The organism is Janthinobacterium sp. KBS0711, from assembly GCF_000988085.1.
Classification (GTDB): Bacteria; Pseudomonadota; Gammaproteobacteria; order Burkholderiales; family Burkholderiaceae_D; genus Janthinobacterium; species Janthinobacterium lividum_E.
This window is the reverse complement of record NZ_LBCO01000035.1, coordinates 521,839-538,228: the sequence shown is the minus strand read 5'-3', so window position 1 is coordinate 538,228 and position 16,390 is coordinate 521,839. Positions and strand designations below refer to the sequence as shown.

Here is a 16,390-nt window from a genome sequence, read left to right as displayed (position 1 = left end):
GTGTTTATTTGTTTACCCGGCGCAGTTCATCGATGATGAACAGGGCCGCGCCGATGCAGATGGCGCTGTCGGCGATATTGAAAGCGGGGAAATGGCCCCAGCTTTTCCAGTGGAAGTCGAGGAAGTCGACCACGTGGCCGTACACCAGGCGGTCGATGGCGTTGCCCAGCGCGCCGCCGAGGATCAGCGCCAGAGCCCAGCAGAACATGCGCTGGCCCGCGTGCTTTTTCAGCAGATAGACGATGTAGATGGCGGCCGCCAGGGCGATGCCGGTGAAAAAATAGCGCTGCCAGCCGCCCTGGTCGGACAGGAAGCTGAACGCGGCGCCCTTGTTATACGCGAGCACCAGATTGAAATACGAGGTGATGACCATCTCTTGCGCATAGCGGAAGGTCTTCAGGATCGTGATCTTGGTGATCTGGTCGAACAGGATGACGATGGCGGCAATGCCCAGCCAGGGCACGAGCGACGCCGAAGATGACGATTTCGATGAAAAACGGTTTTTAGTGGCCATATTTTTCCAGGGAAGATAAGACCGCCGCTACCCTTGCGGGCAGCGGCGGTGGGAAGCGGCGCAGGAACGTGTCCCGCGCTGTTTTATGCGAAGCGGCGTTTCTCGCCCGCGCCAAACAGATTGCTGACGCAGCGGCCGCACAGGGTAGCATGCGCGGCGTCCGTGCCCACGTCCGCACGGTAGTGCCAGCAGCGCTCGCACTTCGGCGCCGTCGACGCGGCCACGACCACTTCCTCGGCCGCTTCGTCGCTCACTTCAGCCACCGTTGCCTGCGAGGTGATGAAGACGAACTTCAAGTCCTCGCCCAGGGTGGTGAGCAGCTTGTACTTCATCGGTGCAGCCTTGATCGTCAGTTCCGCTTGCAGCGACGAACCGATGGCGCCAGAGGTGCGCAAGTCTTCCAGCTGTTTCGTCACATCCGTGCGCACGGCGCGCAGGGCCGTGTATTTCTCCAGCAGGCCGGCGGCATCCGCCACTTCCGGCAGCTGCCACCAGGTTTGCGTGAAGATGGTTTCATCGCTGGCGGCATACGCTTCGCTTCCTGCGAAGACGGCCCAAGCTTCTTCGGCCGTGAACGACAGGGCAGGGGCCATCAGGCGCAGCAGGCTTTGCGTGATGTGCCACAGGGCCGTTTGCGCGGAACGGCGCGCGTGCGACGTCAGGCCCGAGGTGTACAACCGGTCTTTCAGGATGTCCAGATAGAAGCCGCCCAGGTCTTCCGAGCAGTACGTCTGCAGCTTCGACACGACCGGATGGAATTCGTAGCGCGCGTAGTTGTTCTCGATCTGCGTTTGCAGCGACGCCATGTTGGCCAGCGCATAGCGGTCGATCTCGAACATCTCCGCCACCGGCACGGCGTCCGTGGCCGGATTGAAGTCCGACGTATTGGCCAGCAGGAAGCGCAGGGTGTTGCGGATGCGGCGGTACGATTCCGTCACGCGTTTCAGGATTTCGTCGGAGATCGACAGCTCGCCCGTGTAGTCGGTCGAGGCGATCCACAGGCGCAGGATATCCGCGCCCAGGGTGTCCGAGATCTTTTGCGGCGCCAGCGTGTTGCCCAGCGACTTGGACATCTTCTTGCCTTCGCCATCGACCGTGAAGCCGTGCGTCAGCAGGGCTTTATACGGCGGACGGCCATTCAGCATCGACGACACGAGCAAGGACGAGTGGAACCAGCCGCGATGCTGGTCCGAGCCTTCCAGGTACAGGTCGGCCGGGAATTGCAGCTGCGTCGAGTGCGAACCGTGGCCTTGCGGGCCGCCCAGCACCGTCTGGTGCGTGGCGCCGGAATCGAACCACACGTCCAGCGTGTCCTTGTTCTTCGCGTAGATGGCCGCTTCGTCGCCGATCAGGTCTTTCAGATCCAGCGCCTGCCATGCCTCGATGCCGTCTTTTTCGATCAGCTTGGCCACTTGCTCCAGCAATTCCGGCGTGCGCGGATGCAGGTCGCCCGTTTCCTTGTGCACGATGAAGGCCATCGGCACGCCCCACTGGCGCTGGCGCGACAGGGTCCAGTCGGGACGGTTGGCGATCATGCCGTGCAGGCGCGCCTGGCCCCAGTCCGGGAAGAACTCGGTGTCGGCGATGCCTTTCAATGCCGTCTCGCGCAGGGTCGCGCCGCCGTCTTTTGGCGTCACGTCCATGCCGGCGAACCACTGCGAGGTGGCGCGGTAGATGATCGGCGTCTTATGGCGCCAGCAATGCATGTAGCTGTGGTCGAACATCTTGACTTCGAACAGCGCGCCCGCTTCGCGCAGGGCGTTGCAGATCGGCTTCGACGCTTCCCAGATGGTCATGCCGCCGAACAGGGGCAGGGTCGAGGCGAACTTGCCGTCGCCCATGACGGGCTTGATGATGTCGTCGTCCTTCATGCCGTGCGCCTTGCACGAGATGAAGTCGTCCAGACCGTAGGCTGGCGCCGAGTGCACCACGCCCGTGCCGCTTTCCGTGGTCACGTATTCGGCCAGGTACAAAGGCGACAGACGGTCATAGAAAGCGTCGCTCGCATGCAGCGGGTGGCGGAAGCTGATGCCGGCCAGGGCGGCGCCGTCGCAGGTGGCGATCGTCGTGCCCTCGAGCTTGAAGCGCGCCAGGCTGGCCACGACCAGGTCTTGCGCCAGGATCAGCAGCAATGGCTGACCATCGCGCTCGGTTTTCACCAGTGCGTATTTGACTTCCGGATGCACGTTCAGCGCCTGGTTCGACGGGATGGTCCACGGCGTCGTGGTCCAGATGACGATGAAACCGTTATCGGTCGGCAGCGATGGCAGGCCGAAGGCGGCCGCCAGTTTGGCCGGCTCGGCGAACTTGAAGCCGACATCGATGGCGGGATCGCGTTTTTCCGCGTATTCCACTTCCGCCTCGGCCAGGGCCGACTGGCAGTCGAAGCACCAGTTGACGGGTTTCAGGCCGCGGTAGACATAGCCTTTTTCCAGCAGCTTGCCCAGCGCGCGCAATTCGTCCGCTTCATTGCCGTGCGCCATCGTCAAATACGGGTTGTCCCACTCGCCCAATACGCCCAGACGGATAAAGTCTTTCTTCTGGCGCTCGACCTGCACGTTGGCGTAGGCGCGCGCCTTTTCCAGCACTTCGGCCGTCGGCAGGTTCTTGCCGTGCAGTTTTTCGATCTGGATCTCGATCGGCATGCCGTGGCAATCCCAGCCCGGTACATACGGCGCGTCGAAGCCGGCCAGCGAGCGCGACTTGACGACCATGTCCTTCAGGATCTTGTTGACGGCGTGGCCCAGGTGGATGTCGCCATTCGCGTACGGCGGGCCGTCGTGCAGGATGAATTTCGGACGGCCGGCGGCAGCCTTGCGCACGCGCTCGTAGATCTTCTTGTCTTGCCATTGCTGCACCCATTGCGGCTCGCGCTTGGCCATGTCGCCGCGCATCGGGAACGGGGTTTCCGTCATGTTGACCGGGTATTTGCTTTCAGGCTTCTTGTTCTGCTTGGGCGTGGCTGGCTTGTTTTGATCGGACATAATCTTCTTTAATGATATTGAATGGTTTGCGGCGGCAGGTGCCGCCAGTCGGCGGAGTTGGCCGGCGTCAAATTCGGTCGGTGGCGGTAATGGCGCCGCTGCGCTGCTCGAAGTAGGCGCGCGCCTGGTTCGAGTCGCGCTCGATGGCGGCCGTCAGGGTGGGCAAGTCGTCGTACTTTTCTTCGTCGCGCAGCTTTTCCAGAAACTCCACGCGTACCAGCTTGCCGTAGCAGGACTGGGCGAAATCGAACAGATGCACTTCCAGCAAGACGCGGCCGCTGTCGTCGACGGTGGGGCGCACGCCGAGGCTGGCCACGGCGGGCAGCGGTGCCGGCCCCAGGCCGTGTACCTGCACGATGAAGATGCCGGACAGGGCGGGGCGGTGAGCCACGCGCAGGTTCAGGGTGGGGAAACCGAGGGTGCGGCCCAGCTTCTGGCCGTGGATGACATGGCCGGAAATGGCGTAAGGATGACCGAGCAGCTGCGTGGCCAGCGGGAAATCGCCGGCGGCCAGCGCCAGGCGCACGGCCGACGAGGAGATGCGCGTGCTGCCATTCATCACCGTCGGCAAAGTTTCTACGTGGAAACCATACTGGCGGCCCGCTTCCTGCAGCATGGCGACGTCGCCGGCGCGCCGGGCGCCATAGCAGAAGTCGTCGCCGACCATCAGCCATTTCACGTGCAAGCCGTCGACGAGGACTTTTTCCGTGAATTCCTGCGGCGTCAAGGCGGCGAACTGGGCGCTGAAGTGCTCGACGACGACCCGGTCGATGCCGGCGTCTTCCAGCGATTGCAGCTTGTCGCGCAGGTTGGCGATACGCTGCGGCGCTTGCGACAGGTCGCCCGCGCGCTGCGCGAAGAATTCGCGCGGGTGCGGCTCGAACGTCATCACGGCCGCTTCGATGCCGAGTTCGGTGGCAGCTTCGCGCACGCGCGCCAACAAGGCCTGATGGCCGATGTGGACACCGTCAAAATTGCCGATGGTCAGAGCGCAAGGCGCTCGTGCCTGGGCATTGGGAAGTCCGCGGAATACCTTCATAGGAATCTGATGAAAAACTGTGCCAAAAGGGGGATTATACGGACTGTTTCAGGGATGCACACCCGGCAGGGCGGGCGCAGGGGCAATTTCCCCGCTGAAATGATAAAAAGCGTTGCCGGCGGGTGTGCTGGCAACGCTTTTCGCGAACTAAGGGCTTGGCAACATGTTCAGGGCTAGGCGCCGCGTCGAAGACAGTACGAATGTACGGCGAGACGCGGCAACAACGCCCTGGACGTGTTGTCTTATTTATTCATCAATGCCCAGTAGCGAGCCAGGTCAGCCGCGCCATCCGTGCCTTTGACGGCTTTCAGCGCGGTCGATGCGTTGGATTTCTTGCCGGCGTGGATGTAGGCGATGCCCAGGTGCAGCTTGGCTTCTTCCGCATACTTGGCGGTGCCCATTTTCACGGCGTCGTTCATCAGGCCCAGGCCTTTGTCGGCTTGGCCATCGTAGACCAAGGCGAAGCCCAGCTTGCTCAAGCTGTCGGCGTCCTTGTTCTTGACGTATTCCGCTTCCGACTTGGCGGCGTTGGCCTTCAGGTCAGCCTGGGTCTTCAGGGCCAGGTCTTTCAGGCGCTGGTGACGGGCGGCATCGGTGCCGGTGCCCAGCACTCCTTTTTTGTAGCCCTGTTCGATGATGCTCAGCGCTTCGCCAGGATTGCCTGCTTGCAGGGCCAGCTGGCTGATTTCCATGTATTCGGACGGCTTGGTGAACAGGCCGTTGGCCAGGCGCAGGCGCTGGACGTCCAGGCCCAGGCGCTGCGAGAAGCCAGGTTTGCCGGAAACGCGGTTCAGCAGGTCGGCCCAGTAGCTGGTTTTCGGATAGCTCGATGCCAGTTTTTCCAGGGTGGATACATAGCCAGCCTTGTCGTTCTGCTTCAACTGGATGTTGGCCAGCATTTGCAGGCTCGCTTCCGAGTTGCCGCCGCGCGATTGCAGTTCCTTCGCCGCTTCGGCGTAGTTGCCGCTGACGTAGTAGGTCTGGATCAGCAGTTCGCGCATCTGTGGATCTTCGCGGTCTTTCAGCGAGCGTTTGATCCAGGTGATGGTGTTCGGCCAGTCCTTGGCGCGGTAGTACATGCCTGCCAGCGCTTGCGTGAATTTGGGTGCTTCGGCGGCGCTCAGGCGGCCGGAATTGATGACGGCTTCAAACGCCTTGATGGCGGTGCCGTTGTCGCCGGCGGCAGCAGCGGCCGAGGCGCGCACGCGCTCGATCTGGTAGCTTTCAAAGGCGGTCTTGCCGCCGACGCTGTCAGCTTCGCGCAGCTTGGCCAGCGCTTCCTTGTTTTTGCCGCTGCTAGCGAGTTTTTGCGCTTCTTGCAGTGGCTTGCCCACTTCGGCACGCACGGTGTCCGCGGCGTATGCCAGCGAGCCCAGGCCGATTACGGGAGTTGCTGCGGTAAAACCGATAGCGGCCATGACGAGGCCGAGATGAGCGAGACGAAACTTGGACATAAGAAAGTCTTTCAGTAAAAAGCGAATAGGCAGGAAGTCCTGCCTATTCGGATGTAAAGAGAACCTGATTGCTGCAGCTTACTGGAATTGCTCGTTGCCGACCAGACCGATTTTGGTCACGCCCAGACGCTGCGCCGACGCCATCACACCGGCGACGACTTTGTATTCCACCAGCTTGTTCGGACGCAGATGCACTTCCGGCTGGTCTGCTTGCGCAGCGACGTTGCTCAGCTTGGCTTCCAGCGAAGCGCGGTCAGGAACGACCTGATTGTCCCACAAGATCGTACCGTCAAAATCGACATCGATCGTGACGACCACTGGTTCGGTTGTCGGTGGCGGCGGTGTGCCGACCGGCATGTTCAAGTTCACCGAGTGGTTTTGCTTAGGAATCGTGATGATCAACATGATAATCAGCACCAGCATCACGTCGATGAGGGGCGTCATGTTCAGTTCCATCATTGGTTCCGGATCCGCGCCTGGAGCGCTTCCCGAACCGACATTCATACTCATAGTGTTTCCTTTAAGAAGTCCAACGAAGCACCGGGCGAAACTGCCGCCCGGTCAGCTTCCGGCAGTGGCGCGCCCTTGTTGCCGGGGCGCCGCTGCCAGTCGCTATCAGCCCTTGTCAGGTGGTTCGGTGATGAAGCCGACCTTCTGGATCCCGGCACGTTGGGTCGTGTAAATAACCCGGCCGATCGATTCGTAGCGTGTTTCTTGGTCGCCACGAACGTGTACTTCCGGCTGCGGTACTTTCACTGCTTCAACTTTCAGATAATCGAACAGTTCGCTCGTATCTTTCAGTTTCTTCTGGCCCAGATAAATCTCGCCATCCTTGTTGACAACGATGTTGACGTTTTCTGGCTTGCTTTGAAGGGCTTGGTTGGCCTCGATCGGCAGATCGATTTTCTGCAATTTGAGGACAACCGGACTGGTGATCAAGAAAATGATCAGCAAAACCAACATGATGTCGACGAGCGGCGTCGTGTTGATTTCTGACATTACTTGATCTTCATCTCCGCTGTCGGAGCCGACGGACATCGACATGATTCTTATCCGATCTTTTTAGCGCCGGCAGCACGGCCAGCTTCGCTGGTCGACATTGCGCCGGAGATCAGTACCGAGTGAACGTCGGCGCTGAACGAGCGTACGTCTTCCATTGCGGTTTTGTTACGACGCACCAGCCAGTTGTAACCCAGAACGGCAGGAACGGCGACCAGCAGACCGAAAGCGGTCATGATCAGTGCTTCACCAACTGGACCTGCAACTTTATCGATCGAAGCGTTACCGGTCATGCCGATGTTGGTCAGCGCGCCGTAAATACCCCAAACGGTACCGAACAGACCGATAAACGGTGCGGTCGAACCAACGGTTGCCAGGAACGACAGGCCATCTTGCAGACGCGATTGGACTTTGTCCGAAGCGCGCTGGATCGACATCGTCACCCAGGTCGACAGATCGATTTGTTCCAGCAGGGCGCCGTCATGGTGAGCCGTTGCCTTGGTGCCCGATTCAGCGATGAAGCGGAATGGCGAGCCTTCGGTCAGGGTTGCCGAGCCAGCAGCGATCGAAGGTGCTTTCCAGAATTTGGCAGCGGTTTCTTTAGCTTGCTTGAAGATCTTCATTTGATCCATCAGCTTGGTGATGATGATGTACCAGCTGCCGATCGACATGATGGCCAGGATGATCAGGGTGGCGCGTGGCACGAAGCCGCCGTCCCACACTGCTTGCAGGCCGAACGGGTTGTGGACTTCTTCAGTTTTGGCTGGAGCTGCTGCATCAGCGGCTGGAGCTGCTGCGTCTGCTGCTGGAGCTGCTGCATCAGCAGCTGGTGCTGGTGCTGCTGCAGCGTCTGCCGCTGGAGCCGAAGCGGCAGCCGATGCTGGCGCGTCAGCGAATGCCGGAGCTGCTACCAGAGCGGTAGTAGCGGTAACGGACAACAGAACCGCGGCAAAAAATGCGGACAAACGGGTATTCTTAAACATGCTTCCTCCAAAATTAAAAATAACAGATCGCTGAACGTAATGACAACGAAATCATAGTGTGAGACAGGGGATAACTGCCTCGGGTTTTAATCCAGCGACCAAACGTATTGCATTTGCTGCCAGCCTTGTTCCGGCTTGCCGTCTACTGTTGCCGGCTTAAATGTACAGCGGCTGATACCTTGCACCGCGGCTTTGTCCAGGTCTCTGAAGCCGCTGGACTTCACGATCTTCGAATCAGCGACCTTGCCGTCTACACCGATCAGGAACGACAGTGTCACCACACCGGTTTCCTCATTGCGCTGCGACGACTTTGGATAAGCCGGCTTTTCGCAGACACTGAAGTCAACCACGGCCGGCGTACGCACCGATTTGGCTGGTCCAGGAGTTGGCGCAGGCTGTGCAGGCGGTGCCGGCGGTGCCAATACATTCGTGGCTGGCTTCACAGCAGTCGTATTTGCAATCACGTTTTGCTGTGGTGGCGGCTGCTGCACGTTCACCTCGACTGGCGGAATGAATGGCGGCGGTGGCGCTTTCATTTCTGGCGGCGGTGGTGGCGGTGGAAGATCCTTCGGTGGAGGCGGTTTGACTTCCTCGATAATCTTGGTTTCAACCGGTTCCATCATTTTGGTGACCAACCGCTTGCCCAAGCCCGTCACGATCCCGTAAGCCGCGAGAACGTGCAGCAGGACAACGATAGTGATGCCTGTGTAGTTCTTGGGACTTTTCTCGTTCGAAAAATTCATGCCTGCTTTCTCCAAATACCATCTCTTGTCTTGCAACTGAACCCCAAAATGACGACACAAAGCTCCAGCCGTATCCGGGACGTCGCCGAATTATACATACGAATTCTTTATTTTACACAGATTTTTAACGCCTAAAACCGGTTAAATTTTTGACGCTTTTGCGCCCTGAAAACGTACTTGCTTATGTCATCTTTGCACGCTTTCGGACAGAAAAAAAGGCGGTCTTATCGGTTTTTTACAGCCGTTTTCGGCTACCACTGCTAAGTTCTCCGATGTGCCAATATGGCGGAATTATATTTCGTGATATTCAATATGGAAACTGCTAAATTTGGAAGAAAATCTTTCCTTTTGGAAATGTTTTACCTCCGAACCAGACCACTTAGCGGCACGCTCGCACCAAACGAGTGCGGAAGGGACTTTATCCAGGTCAAAAAAGGCGGTCCTGGCGGCCCATTTGAGGCCGCCAGGCCATACTGAATTCCTATGTAGGCATAGGAAACGCTTATGTTCTTGCCATTGATTATTATCAACAAATCATTTCATGGCCGGACAACCGGGTCATCGCGCCGGTTGCGTTTTTCCCGTCGGCAATTCAAGGTGCCCAGGACGACGCCCTGCGGGTCGACCGTATCGAGGTGCACATCGAAGCCCCACAGCCGCGCCACGTGCTTGAGCACCTCGGCCGCCTGCTGGTTCAGGGGGCGGCGCTGGAATTGCGTGTGGCGCAGGGTCAATGCCCGGTCGTCGCGCGTATTGACGGACCAGACCTGGATGTTCGGCTCGCGGTTGCCCAGGTTGTACTGCTCGGCCAGCTGCTGGCGCACGTAGCGGTAGCCGGCGTCGTCGTGGATGGCGGAAATGGCCAGCTTTTCATTCTTGTCGTCGTCAAGCACGGCAAAGAAATGGAATTCACGGATCAGCCGCGGCGACAGGTATTGGGCGATGAAGCTTTCATCCTTGAAATTGCGCATGGCAAAGTCCAGGCTCTTGCGCCAGTCGCTGCCGGCCATGTCGGGGAACCAGGCGCGGTCTTCGTCCGTCGGGTGCTCGCAGATGCGGCGGATGTCGCTCATCATGGCAAAACCCAGTGCATACGGATTGATGCCGCTGTAGTACGGGCTGTCGATGGGCGGCTGGTAGACGACGTTGGTATGGCTTTTGAGGAATTCCATCATGAAGCCGTCGCCCACCACGCCTTCGTCGTAGAGCTGGTTCAATATCGTGTAGTGCCAGAAGGTGGCCCAGCCCTCGTTCATGACCTGGGTTTGGCGCTGCGGATAGAAATACTGGGAAATCTTGCGCACGATGCGCACCATCTCGCGCTGCCACGGTTCCAGCAGCGGCGCGTACTTCTCTATAAAGTACAGCAGGTTTTCTTCGGGTTCGGGCGGAAAGCGGGGGGCGGCCTTGCGCTGGTCGTCCTCGTCCTCGTCTTCATCGCGCCGGGGCAGGGTGCGCCACAACTGATTGATCTGCGACTGCACATAGGCCTCGCGCTCTTTCTGGCGCGCATATTCCTTCGCCATCGACAGTTTCGCCGGGCGCTTGTAGCGGTCCACGCCATAGTTCTGGATGGCGTGGCAAGAGTCGAGCAGCAATTCCACGGCGTCGACGCCATGGCGCTGTTCGCATTCGGCGATGTAATTCTTGGCAAACACCATATAGTCGATGATGGCGTCCGCATCCGTCCAGGCGCGGAACAGGTAATTGCCCTTGAAGAAGGAATTGTGGCCGTAGGCCGCATGCGCGATCACCAGCGACTGCATGGTCAGGCTGTTTTCCTCCATTAGATAGGCGATGCACGGGTTCGAGTTGATGACGATCTCGTAGGCCAGGCCCATCTGGCCCCGCTTGTAGCTTTTCTCGGTAGACAGAAAATGCTTGCCGAACGACCAATGGTTGTACGAGACGGGCATGCCCACCGACGTGTAGGCATCCATCATCTGCTCGGCCGTGATGATTTCCAGCTGGTTCGGATAGGTGTCGAGGCCAAACTGTTTCGCCACGCGGCGGATTTCCTCGTGGATTTGCTCGATCAGCTCGAACGTCCATTCCGACTGCTCGGGCAGGGCGTTCGGGTGGCGCAGGCGCACGAACGGTTCGCCCGGAGTATTGCTGGCGCGGTCAAAGGCTGCACTCATCATTTCACCTGTTTCTTGAACAGTTCGCGGAAGACCGGATAGATATCGGCCGGCGTGACGATCTTTTGCATGGCGAAATGGGCGTGATGGTCGAGCACGCCCGCATATTGCTCCCACAGGTTTTGCTGCGGGCCGTCGGTGATCTCGACATAGGTGTAGTACTGCACCTTGGGCATGATGGTATTGATCAGCAACTGGCGGCACAGCATGGAATCGTTGTCCCAGTTGTCGCCGTCGGACGCCTGCGCCACGTAGCTGTTCCATTGCCCGGCGCCATAGCGTTCGTCGATGATGGTGTTGAGCAAGTGCAGCGCGGAGGACACGACGGTGCCGCCGGACTCGCGCGAATTGAAGAATTCATGCTCGTCCACCTCGGCCGCCGCCGTATGGTGGCGGATGAAGACGACCTCGATCTTGTCGTAGACGCGCTTGAGGAACAGATACAGGAGGATGAAGAAGCGCTTGGCCGTGTCCTTGCGCGATTCGTCCATGGAGCCGGAGACGTCCATGATGCAGAACATCACGGCTTGCGTCATGGGTTTGGGCACCTTGATGCGGTTGCTGTAGCGTAAGTCGAACGGGTCGATGAAGGGAATCGCCAGCAAGCGCGTGTGCAAGTGGTGGATCAGGCGGCGCAGTTCCGTGACGAGCGGGTCGCTGTCGGGCGCGCCTTCGTGCAGCAGGGTCGCCAGGTCTTCCTCGGCCTGCGCCAGCTGCTTGCGGGCGCCGCCGCCCACGGCGATGCGCCGGCCCAGCGCGCCGCGCAGGGAGCGCAGCACGTGGATGTTCGATGGCGTACCCGACATATTGTAGCCGGCGCGCTGGTTCTTGAATTCCGTGGTGGCCGTCAGCTGGGTTTTCACCATGTGCGGCAATTCCAGGTCCTCGAAGAAATAATTCATGAATTCTTCGCGCGACAACTCAAAGATGAAATCGTCTTCCGTCGTCTCGTCGCTATTGCCCGCCTTGCCCCGCCCGGCGCCGGCGCCGCCTTTCGGCCGGGCGATCTGGTCGCCTTTCAGGTATTCCTTGTTGCCGGGATTGACCACTTCCCATACGCCGCCATGCGCGTGGCCAAACGACGGTTCGCCCACGTCCTTGACGGGGATGCTGACCTTCTCGCCATTCTCGACGTCCGTGATCGAGCGCCCCTTGATGGCGCGCCCCACGGCATCCTTGATCTGGCCCTTGTAACGCCGCAGGAAACGCTCGCGGTTGACGGCGGATTTATTCTTGCTTTGCAAGCGCCTGTCGATAAGGTATGTCAAAGGGTGCCTCCTTGCCTCTCGTCTTGCGCGCCCCGCCGGTCGTCAGGCGGGAGCGCGCCTCCGCTGTCCGCGCTATGACGACTTGCGTACGCGCAAGTACCATTCGCATAACAGGCGTACCTGCTTGGCCGTATAGCCTTTTTCCACCATGCGGGCCACGAAGTCGGCGTGCTTGTTGGCATCGTCGGCGCTGGCCTTGGCATTGAAGGAAATTACGGGCAGCAATTCCTCCGTATTCGAGAACATTTTCTTTTCAATCACAGTGCGGAACTTTTCATAACTGGTCCAGGCGGGATTCTTGCCCCCGTTCGAAGCCCGCGCCCGCAAGCCGAAGTTGACGATTTCGTTGCGGAAATCCTTCGGATTGGAAATGCCCGCCGGCTTCTCGATCTTTTCCAGTTCATTGTTCAGCGATTCGCGGTCGAAACTTTCGCCCGTGTCCGGATCGCGGTATTCCTGGTCCTGTATCCAGAAATCGGCGAACGTCACATAGCGGTCGAAGATATTCTGCCCGTATTCCGAATAGCTTTCCAGGTACGCCGTCTGGATCTCCTTGCCGATGAATTCCACATAGCGCTGCGCCAGGTGCTCTTTAATATAGGAGAAGTAACGCTGCTCGAGTTCCGGCGCGAACTGCTCGCGCTCGACCTGCTGCTCCAGTACATATAATAGATGCACGGGATTGGCGGCCACTTCGGAATTGTCAAAGTTGAACACTTTCGACAGGATCTTGAAGGCAAAGCGCGTCGACAGGCCGTTCATGCCCTCGTCCACGCCCGCGTAATCGACGTATTCGTGCATGGACTTGGCTTTCGGGTCCGTATCCTTGAGGTTTTCGCCATCGTAGACGAGCATCTTCGAGAAGATGCTGGAGTTTTCCGGATCCTTCAGGCGCGACAGGATGGCGAACTGCGCCATCATGCGCAGGGTGCCGGGCGCGCACGGGGCCTTGACGAGCGATGAATTGGCCACCAGCTTGTCGTAGATCTTGATTTCATCGGACACGCGCAGGCAGTACGGCACCTTGACTATATAGATACGGTCAAGGAACGCTTCGTTGTTGCGGTTGTTTTTGAACGTCTTCCATTCCGATTCGTTCGAGTGGGCCAGGATGATGCCGTCGAAGGGAATGGCGCCAAAGCCTTCCGTGCCCTTGTAGTTGCCTTCCTGCGTGGCCGTCAGCAGCGGGTGCAAGACCTTGATGGGCGCCTTGAACATTTCCACGAATTCCATCAAGCCCTGGTTGGCCAGGCACAGGCCGCCCGAATAGCTGTAGGCGTCCGGATCGTCCTGCGCATAGTCTTCCAGCTTGCGGATGTCGACCTTGCCCACCAAGGACGAAATATCCTGGTTGTTTTCGTCGCCCGGCTCGGTTTTCGAGATGGCGATCTGTTTCAGCACGGAAGGATAGCGCTTGACGACGCGGAACTGATTGATATCGCCATTGTATTCATGCAGGCGTTTCACGGCCCACGGGCTGGGGATGTTGCGCAGGTAGCGGCGCGGGATGCCGTAATCCTCTTCCAGGATGGTGCCGTCCTCTTCCTCGTTGAACAGGCCCAGTGGCGATTCGTTGACGGGCGAGCCTTTCAGGCAATAGAAGGGCACGTGTTCCATCAGCGACTTGAGTTTTTCCGCGATGGATGACTTGCCGCCGCCGACAGGCCCCAGCAAGTACAGGATCTGCTTGCGTTCTTCCAGGCCTTGCGCCGCGTGGCGGAAATACGAGACGACTTGCTCGATCACCTCCTCGGTGCCGTAGAACTCGCGGAAGGCGGGGTAGATCTTGATCACCTTGTTGGCGAAGATGCGCGACAAACGCGTGTCGTTGCGCGTGTCGACCAGCTGCGGCTCGCCGATGGCGGCCAGCATGCGTTCGGGCGCGCTGGCGTACGTCAGCTTGTCCTTCTTGCACAGGGCCAGGTATTCGGTGAGCGACATTTCCTCTTCGCGGGTGCGCTCGTAGCGTGCTGCATAGTTATCAAAAATGGTCATGTCAATGTCCTTTAATGTAAACCTGAACTGCCAGTCACCATGGCCGCCCGCCTGGCACTCGCCTGGGCTTGCCGTCTGAATTTTTTCCTGTACCCCGTACCGATTTTTATTGTTGTTTCAAGCCCGGCTGTCTTTGCGAGTCCGGATTGCCCGGACCAAAAAACTGGCGCTTGATGCCGTGTGCTGACGTGGCCAGCCGGCTTATTTTTTCACTGTTGATAGCGCTTGTTGCACTTACCTTTACCCCATGAAATTAATTATTGCTCTAAAGGATCAGGAAGTCAAAAGATATGTCAGCATATCCTTAATACTTGTTTGTAAATTGTTGATTTAATTGGATAAATCATCAAATTTTTCCTCAATTTCAATGAACCTTTGTAGGCCTTTTAAACCATCATACGACAATTCGCCAGCGCGTGCCGATGCCGGCCGTGGCGCTGCCGCAGCCGGCGCCATGGCGGCCGGGCGCCGGTGAGGCTGGCCATCTTGCGCTAAGATGCCTGCATGTCTGATGGCCCTGCGCGCCGCGCGTGCGCGTGCGCGAGCCAGCATTTTTATCGTCACCCTATAAGGAACACCCATGATGAACCCCCAATTGCGCGCGATCGTCCGCGGCATGCCGAAGGCCGAACTGCATATCCATATCGAAGGCTCGCTGGAGCCGGAACTGATTTTCGCACTGGCAGCGCGCAATGGCGTGCCGCTTGGCTATGAATCGGTGGAACACTTGCGCAGCGCCTATGCTTTTACGGATTTGCAGTCTTTTCTCGACATTTATTACGCTGGCGCAAGCGTGCTCTTGAAAGAGCAGGATTTCTACGACATGACGCAAGCCTACCTGCAGCGCGCCGAGGCCGATAACGTCTTGCACACGGAAATCTTCTTTGACCCGCAAACCCACACGGCGCGCGGCGTGGCCATGGCCGACGTGATCAACGGCATCCACCGCGCCTGCCAGGACAGCCCTGTCAGCGCGGCCCTGATCCTGTGCTTCCTGCGCCACCTGAGCGAGGAAGAAGCGTTCGAGACGCTGGAAGACGCCTTGCCGCACCGCGACAAATTCATCGGCATCGGCCTCGATTCGTCGGAAGTGGGCAACCCGCCCGAGAAATTCTCGCGCGTGTACACCCGTTGCCGCGAGCTGGGCCTGCACCTGGTGGCCCACGCTGGCGAAGAAGGCCCGCCAGCCTACATCCGCACGGCGCTCGACGACTTGCAGGTCGAACGCATCGACCATGGCGTGCGTTGCCTGGAAGACGCGGAACTGACGGCCCGCCTGGCGCGCGAACAGATCGCGCTGACCGTGTGCCCGCTGTCGAACACCAAGCTGCGCGTATTCGACCAGATGCATGACCATAACCTCGTGCAACTGCTCGACGCCGGCCTGCTGGTGACGGTGAACTCGGACGATCCCGCGTATTTCGGCGGCTACATGAACGACAATTTCGACGCCATCTTCGACGCGCTGCCACTGGGCCTGTCCCACGCGCATCGCCTGGCGCGCAACGGTTTCATCGCCGCCTTCCTGCCGCAGGCACAGAAAGACGCCTTCCTCGCCACCGTCGATGCGTATTTCGCCCAGCACGCGGCTGCCCACGGCATCGCGCAATAACGCATCACAACCAACTCGCATAAAGACCCGCCGCCCATGTTCCGCCTTTCCCTGAAAATGACCGGCCGCGACTGGCGCGCCGGGCAACTGCGTTTCCTGCTCGTCGCGCTGATCGTCGCCGTGGCGGCCCTGTCGGCCGTCGGCTTCTTCGTCGACCGCCTGCGCGCGGGCCTGAACCGCGATGCGCACCAGCTGCTGGGGGCCGACCTGGTCATCAGCGCCGACCAGCCCGTCAATGCGGCCTGGCGCGCCGAAGCGCAGAAGCGCGGCTTCATCCTGGCCGACACGGTGACGTTTCCCAGCATGGCGCAAGCGGGCGAGGGCGAGCAATCGCTGTCGCAGCTGGCGTCCATCAAGGCCGTCTCGCCCGGCTACCCGCAGCGGGGCAAGCTGAAAATCACGACCACGCTGAGCGAAGCGCAGGATGCCGTGGGACGGCCAACCGACCAGGTGCCGGCGCCCGGCACCCTGTGGGTCGATGCGGCGATCCTGTCCAACCTGAACGCGAAGCTGGGCGACACTTTGACGCTGGGCGACAAGGCATTTACCGTCACGCAACTGATCGCCAGTGAACCGGACCGCGGCGCTTCTTTCCTCAATTTCGCCCCGCGCGTGATGCTGCCCTTGGGCGACTTGGCCGCCACGGCGCTGGTGCAGA

At 59.4% G+C, this 16,390-nt stretch carries 13 protein-coding genes; 2 read left to right on the top strand and 11 right to left on the bottom strand.

Going from position 1 to position 16,390, the window contains the following annotated elements:
• Positions 1 to 4 precede the first annotated feature (4 nt).
• From lspA to VM94_RS25500, 11 genes are all read right to left on the bottom strand, one after another.
• A complete protein-coding gene (gene lspA, locus VM94_RS25550; protein WP_046685968.1) occupies positions 5 to 514 on the bottom strand; it encodes a signal peptidase II in 510 nt (169 codons plus the stop codon).
• Positions 515 to 597: 83 nt separating this feature from the next.
• The gene (ileS, locus tag VM94_RS25545) at positions 598 to 3,498 is read right to left on the bottom strand and encodes an isoleucine--tRNA ligase (protein WP_046685967.1); all 2,901 of its coding nucleotides are present in this window, start codon (positions 3,496 to 3,498) and stop codon (positions 598 to 600) included.
• 67 nt (positions 3,499 to 3,565) lie between these two features.
• Positions 3,566 to 4,537: a bifunctional riboflavin kinase/FAD synthetase gene (locus VM94_RS25540; protein ID WP_046685966.1), complete on the bottom strand. Its 972-nt coding sequence runs from the start codon at positions 4,535 to 4,537 to the stop codon at positions 3,566 to 3,568.
• 242 nt (positions 4,538 to 4,779) lie between these two features.
• On the bottom strand, positions 4,780 to 5,991 hold the full coding sequence (locus VM94_RS25535; RefSeq protein ID WP_046685965.1) for a tetratricopeptide repeat protein: 1,212 nt from the start codon (positions 5,989 to 5,991) through the stop codon (positions 4,780 to 4,782).
• 78 nt (positions 5,992 to 6,069) lie between these two features.
• On the bottom strand, positions 6,070 to 6,501 hold the full coding sequence (locus tag VM94_RS25530) for an ExbD/TolR family protein (protein ID WP_176741207.1): 432 nt from the start codon (positions 6,499 to 6,501) through the stop codon (positions 6,070 to 6,072).
• Positions 6,502 to 6,606: 105 nt separating this feature from the next.
• A complete protein-coding gene (locus tag VM94_RS25525; protein WP_034754165.1) occupies positions 6,607 to 7,035 on the bottom strand; it encodes an ExbD/TolR family protein in 429 nt (142 codons plus the stop codon).
• Positions 7,036 to 7,040: 5 nt separating this feature from the next.
• Positions 7,041 to 7,973, bottom strand: a complete 933-nt coding sequence (locus tag VM94_RS25520) for a MotA/TolQ/ExbB proton channel family protein (protein WP_166448878.1) — start codon at positions 7,971 to 7,973, stop codon at positions 7,041 to 7,043.
• 86 nt (positions 7,974 to 8,059) lie between these two features.
• The gene (locus VM94_RS25515) at positions 8,060 to 8,716 is read right to left on the bottom strand and encodes an energy transducer TonB (protein ID WP_034754161.1); all 657 of its coding nucleotides are present in this window, start codon (positions 8,714 to 8,716) and stop codon (positions 8,060 to 8,062) included.
• Between the two features lie 539 nt (positions 8,717 to 9,255).
• The gene (locus VM94_RS25510; protein ID WP_046686270.1) at positions 9,256 to 10,857 is read right to left on the bottom strand and encodes a SpoVR family protein; all 1,602 of its coding nucleotides are present in this window, start codon (positions 10,855 to 10,857) and stop codon (positions 9,256 to 9,258) included.
• Positions 10,857 to 12,125: a YeaH/YhbH family protein gene (locus tag VM94_RS25505; RefSeq protein ID WP_034754156.1), complete on the bottom strand. Its 1,269-nt coding sequence runs from the start codon at positions 12,123 to 12,125 to the stop codon at positions 10,857 to 10,859. The genes VM94_RS25510 and VM94_RS25505 overlap by 1 nt, the downstream gene beginning before the upstream one ends.
• A 72-nt stretch (positions 12,126 to 12,197) precedes the next feature.
• Complete coding sequence (locus tag VM94_RS25500; RefSeq protein WP_034754154.1) at positions 12,198 to 14,120, bottom strand: PrkA family serine protein kinase; 1,923 nt, start codon at positions 14,118 to 14,120, stop codon at positions 12,198 to 12,200.
• Between the two features lie 580 nt (positions 14,121 to 14,700).
• On the opposite strand from VM94_RS25500, the gene VM94_RS25495 reads away from it, so the two are divergent.
• The gene (locus tag VM94_RS25495; RefSeq protein ID WP_046685964.1) at positions 14,701 to 15,732 is read left to right on the top strand and encodes an adenosine deaminase; all 1,032 of its coding nucleotides are present in this window, start codon (positions 14,701 to 14,703) and stop codon (positions 15,730 to 15,732) included.
• Positions 15,733 to 15,768: 36 nt separating this feature from the next.
• Positions 15,769 to 16,390, top strand: a 622-nt coding sequence (locus tag VM94_RS29265; RefSeq protein WP_046686316.1) for an ABC transporter permease, incomplete at its 3' end; no start/stop codon positions are given.

Bases quoted from the DNA above. Each gene is read 5' to 3' on its own strand.
- VM94_RS25530 (WP_176741207.1), bottom strand. From the start codon at position 6,501: ATGAGTATGAATGTCGGTTCGGGAAGCGCTCCAGGCGCGGATCCGGAA.
- VM94_RS25525 (WP_034754165.1), bottom strand. From the start codon at position 7,035: ATGTCGATGTCCGTCGGCTCCGACAGCGGAGATGAAGATCAAGTAATG.
- VM94_RS25510 (WP_046686270.1), bottom strand. From the start codon at position 10,857: ATGAGTGCAGCCTTTGACCGCGCCAGCAATACTCCGGGCGAACCGTTC.
- VM94_RS25500 (WP_034754154.1), bottom strand. From the start codon at position 14,120: ATGACCATTTTTGATAACTATGCAGCACGCTACGAGCGCACCCGCGAA.
- VM94_RS25535 (WP_046685965.1), bottom strand. From the start codon at position 5,991: ATGTCCAAGTTTCGTCTCGCTCATCTCGGCCTCGTCATGGCCGCTATC.
- VM94_RS25540 (WP_046685966.1), bottom strand. From the start codon at position 4,537: ATGAAGGTATTCCGCGGACTTCCCAATGCCCAGGCACGAGCGCCTTGC.
- VM94_RS25520 (WP_166448878.1), bottom strand. From the start codon at position 7,973: ATGTTTAAGAATACCCGTTTGTCCGCATTTTTTGCCGCGGTTCTGTTG.
- VM94_RS25495 (WP_046685964.1), top strand. From the start codon at position 14,701: ATGATGAACCCCCAATTGCGCGCGATCGTCCGCGGCATGCCGAAGGCC.
- lspA (WP_046685968.1), bottom strand. From the start codon at position 514: ATGGCCACTAAAAACCGTTTTTCATCGAAATCGTCATCTTCGGCGTCG.
- VM94_RS25515 (WP_034754161.1), bottom strand. From the start codon at position 8,716: ATGAATTTTTCGAACGAGAAAAGTCCCAAGAACTACACAGGCATCACT.
- ileS (WP_046685967.1), bottom strand. From the start codon at position 3,498: ATGTCCGATCAAAACAAGCCAGCCACGCCCAAGCAGAACAAGAAGCCT.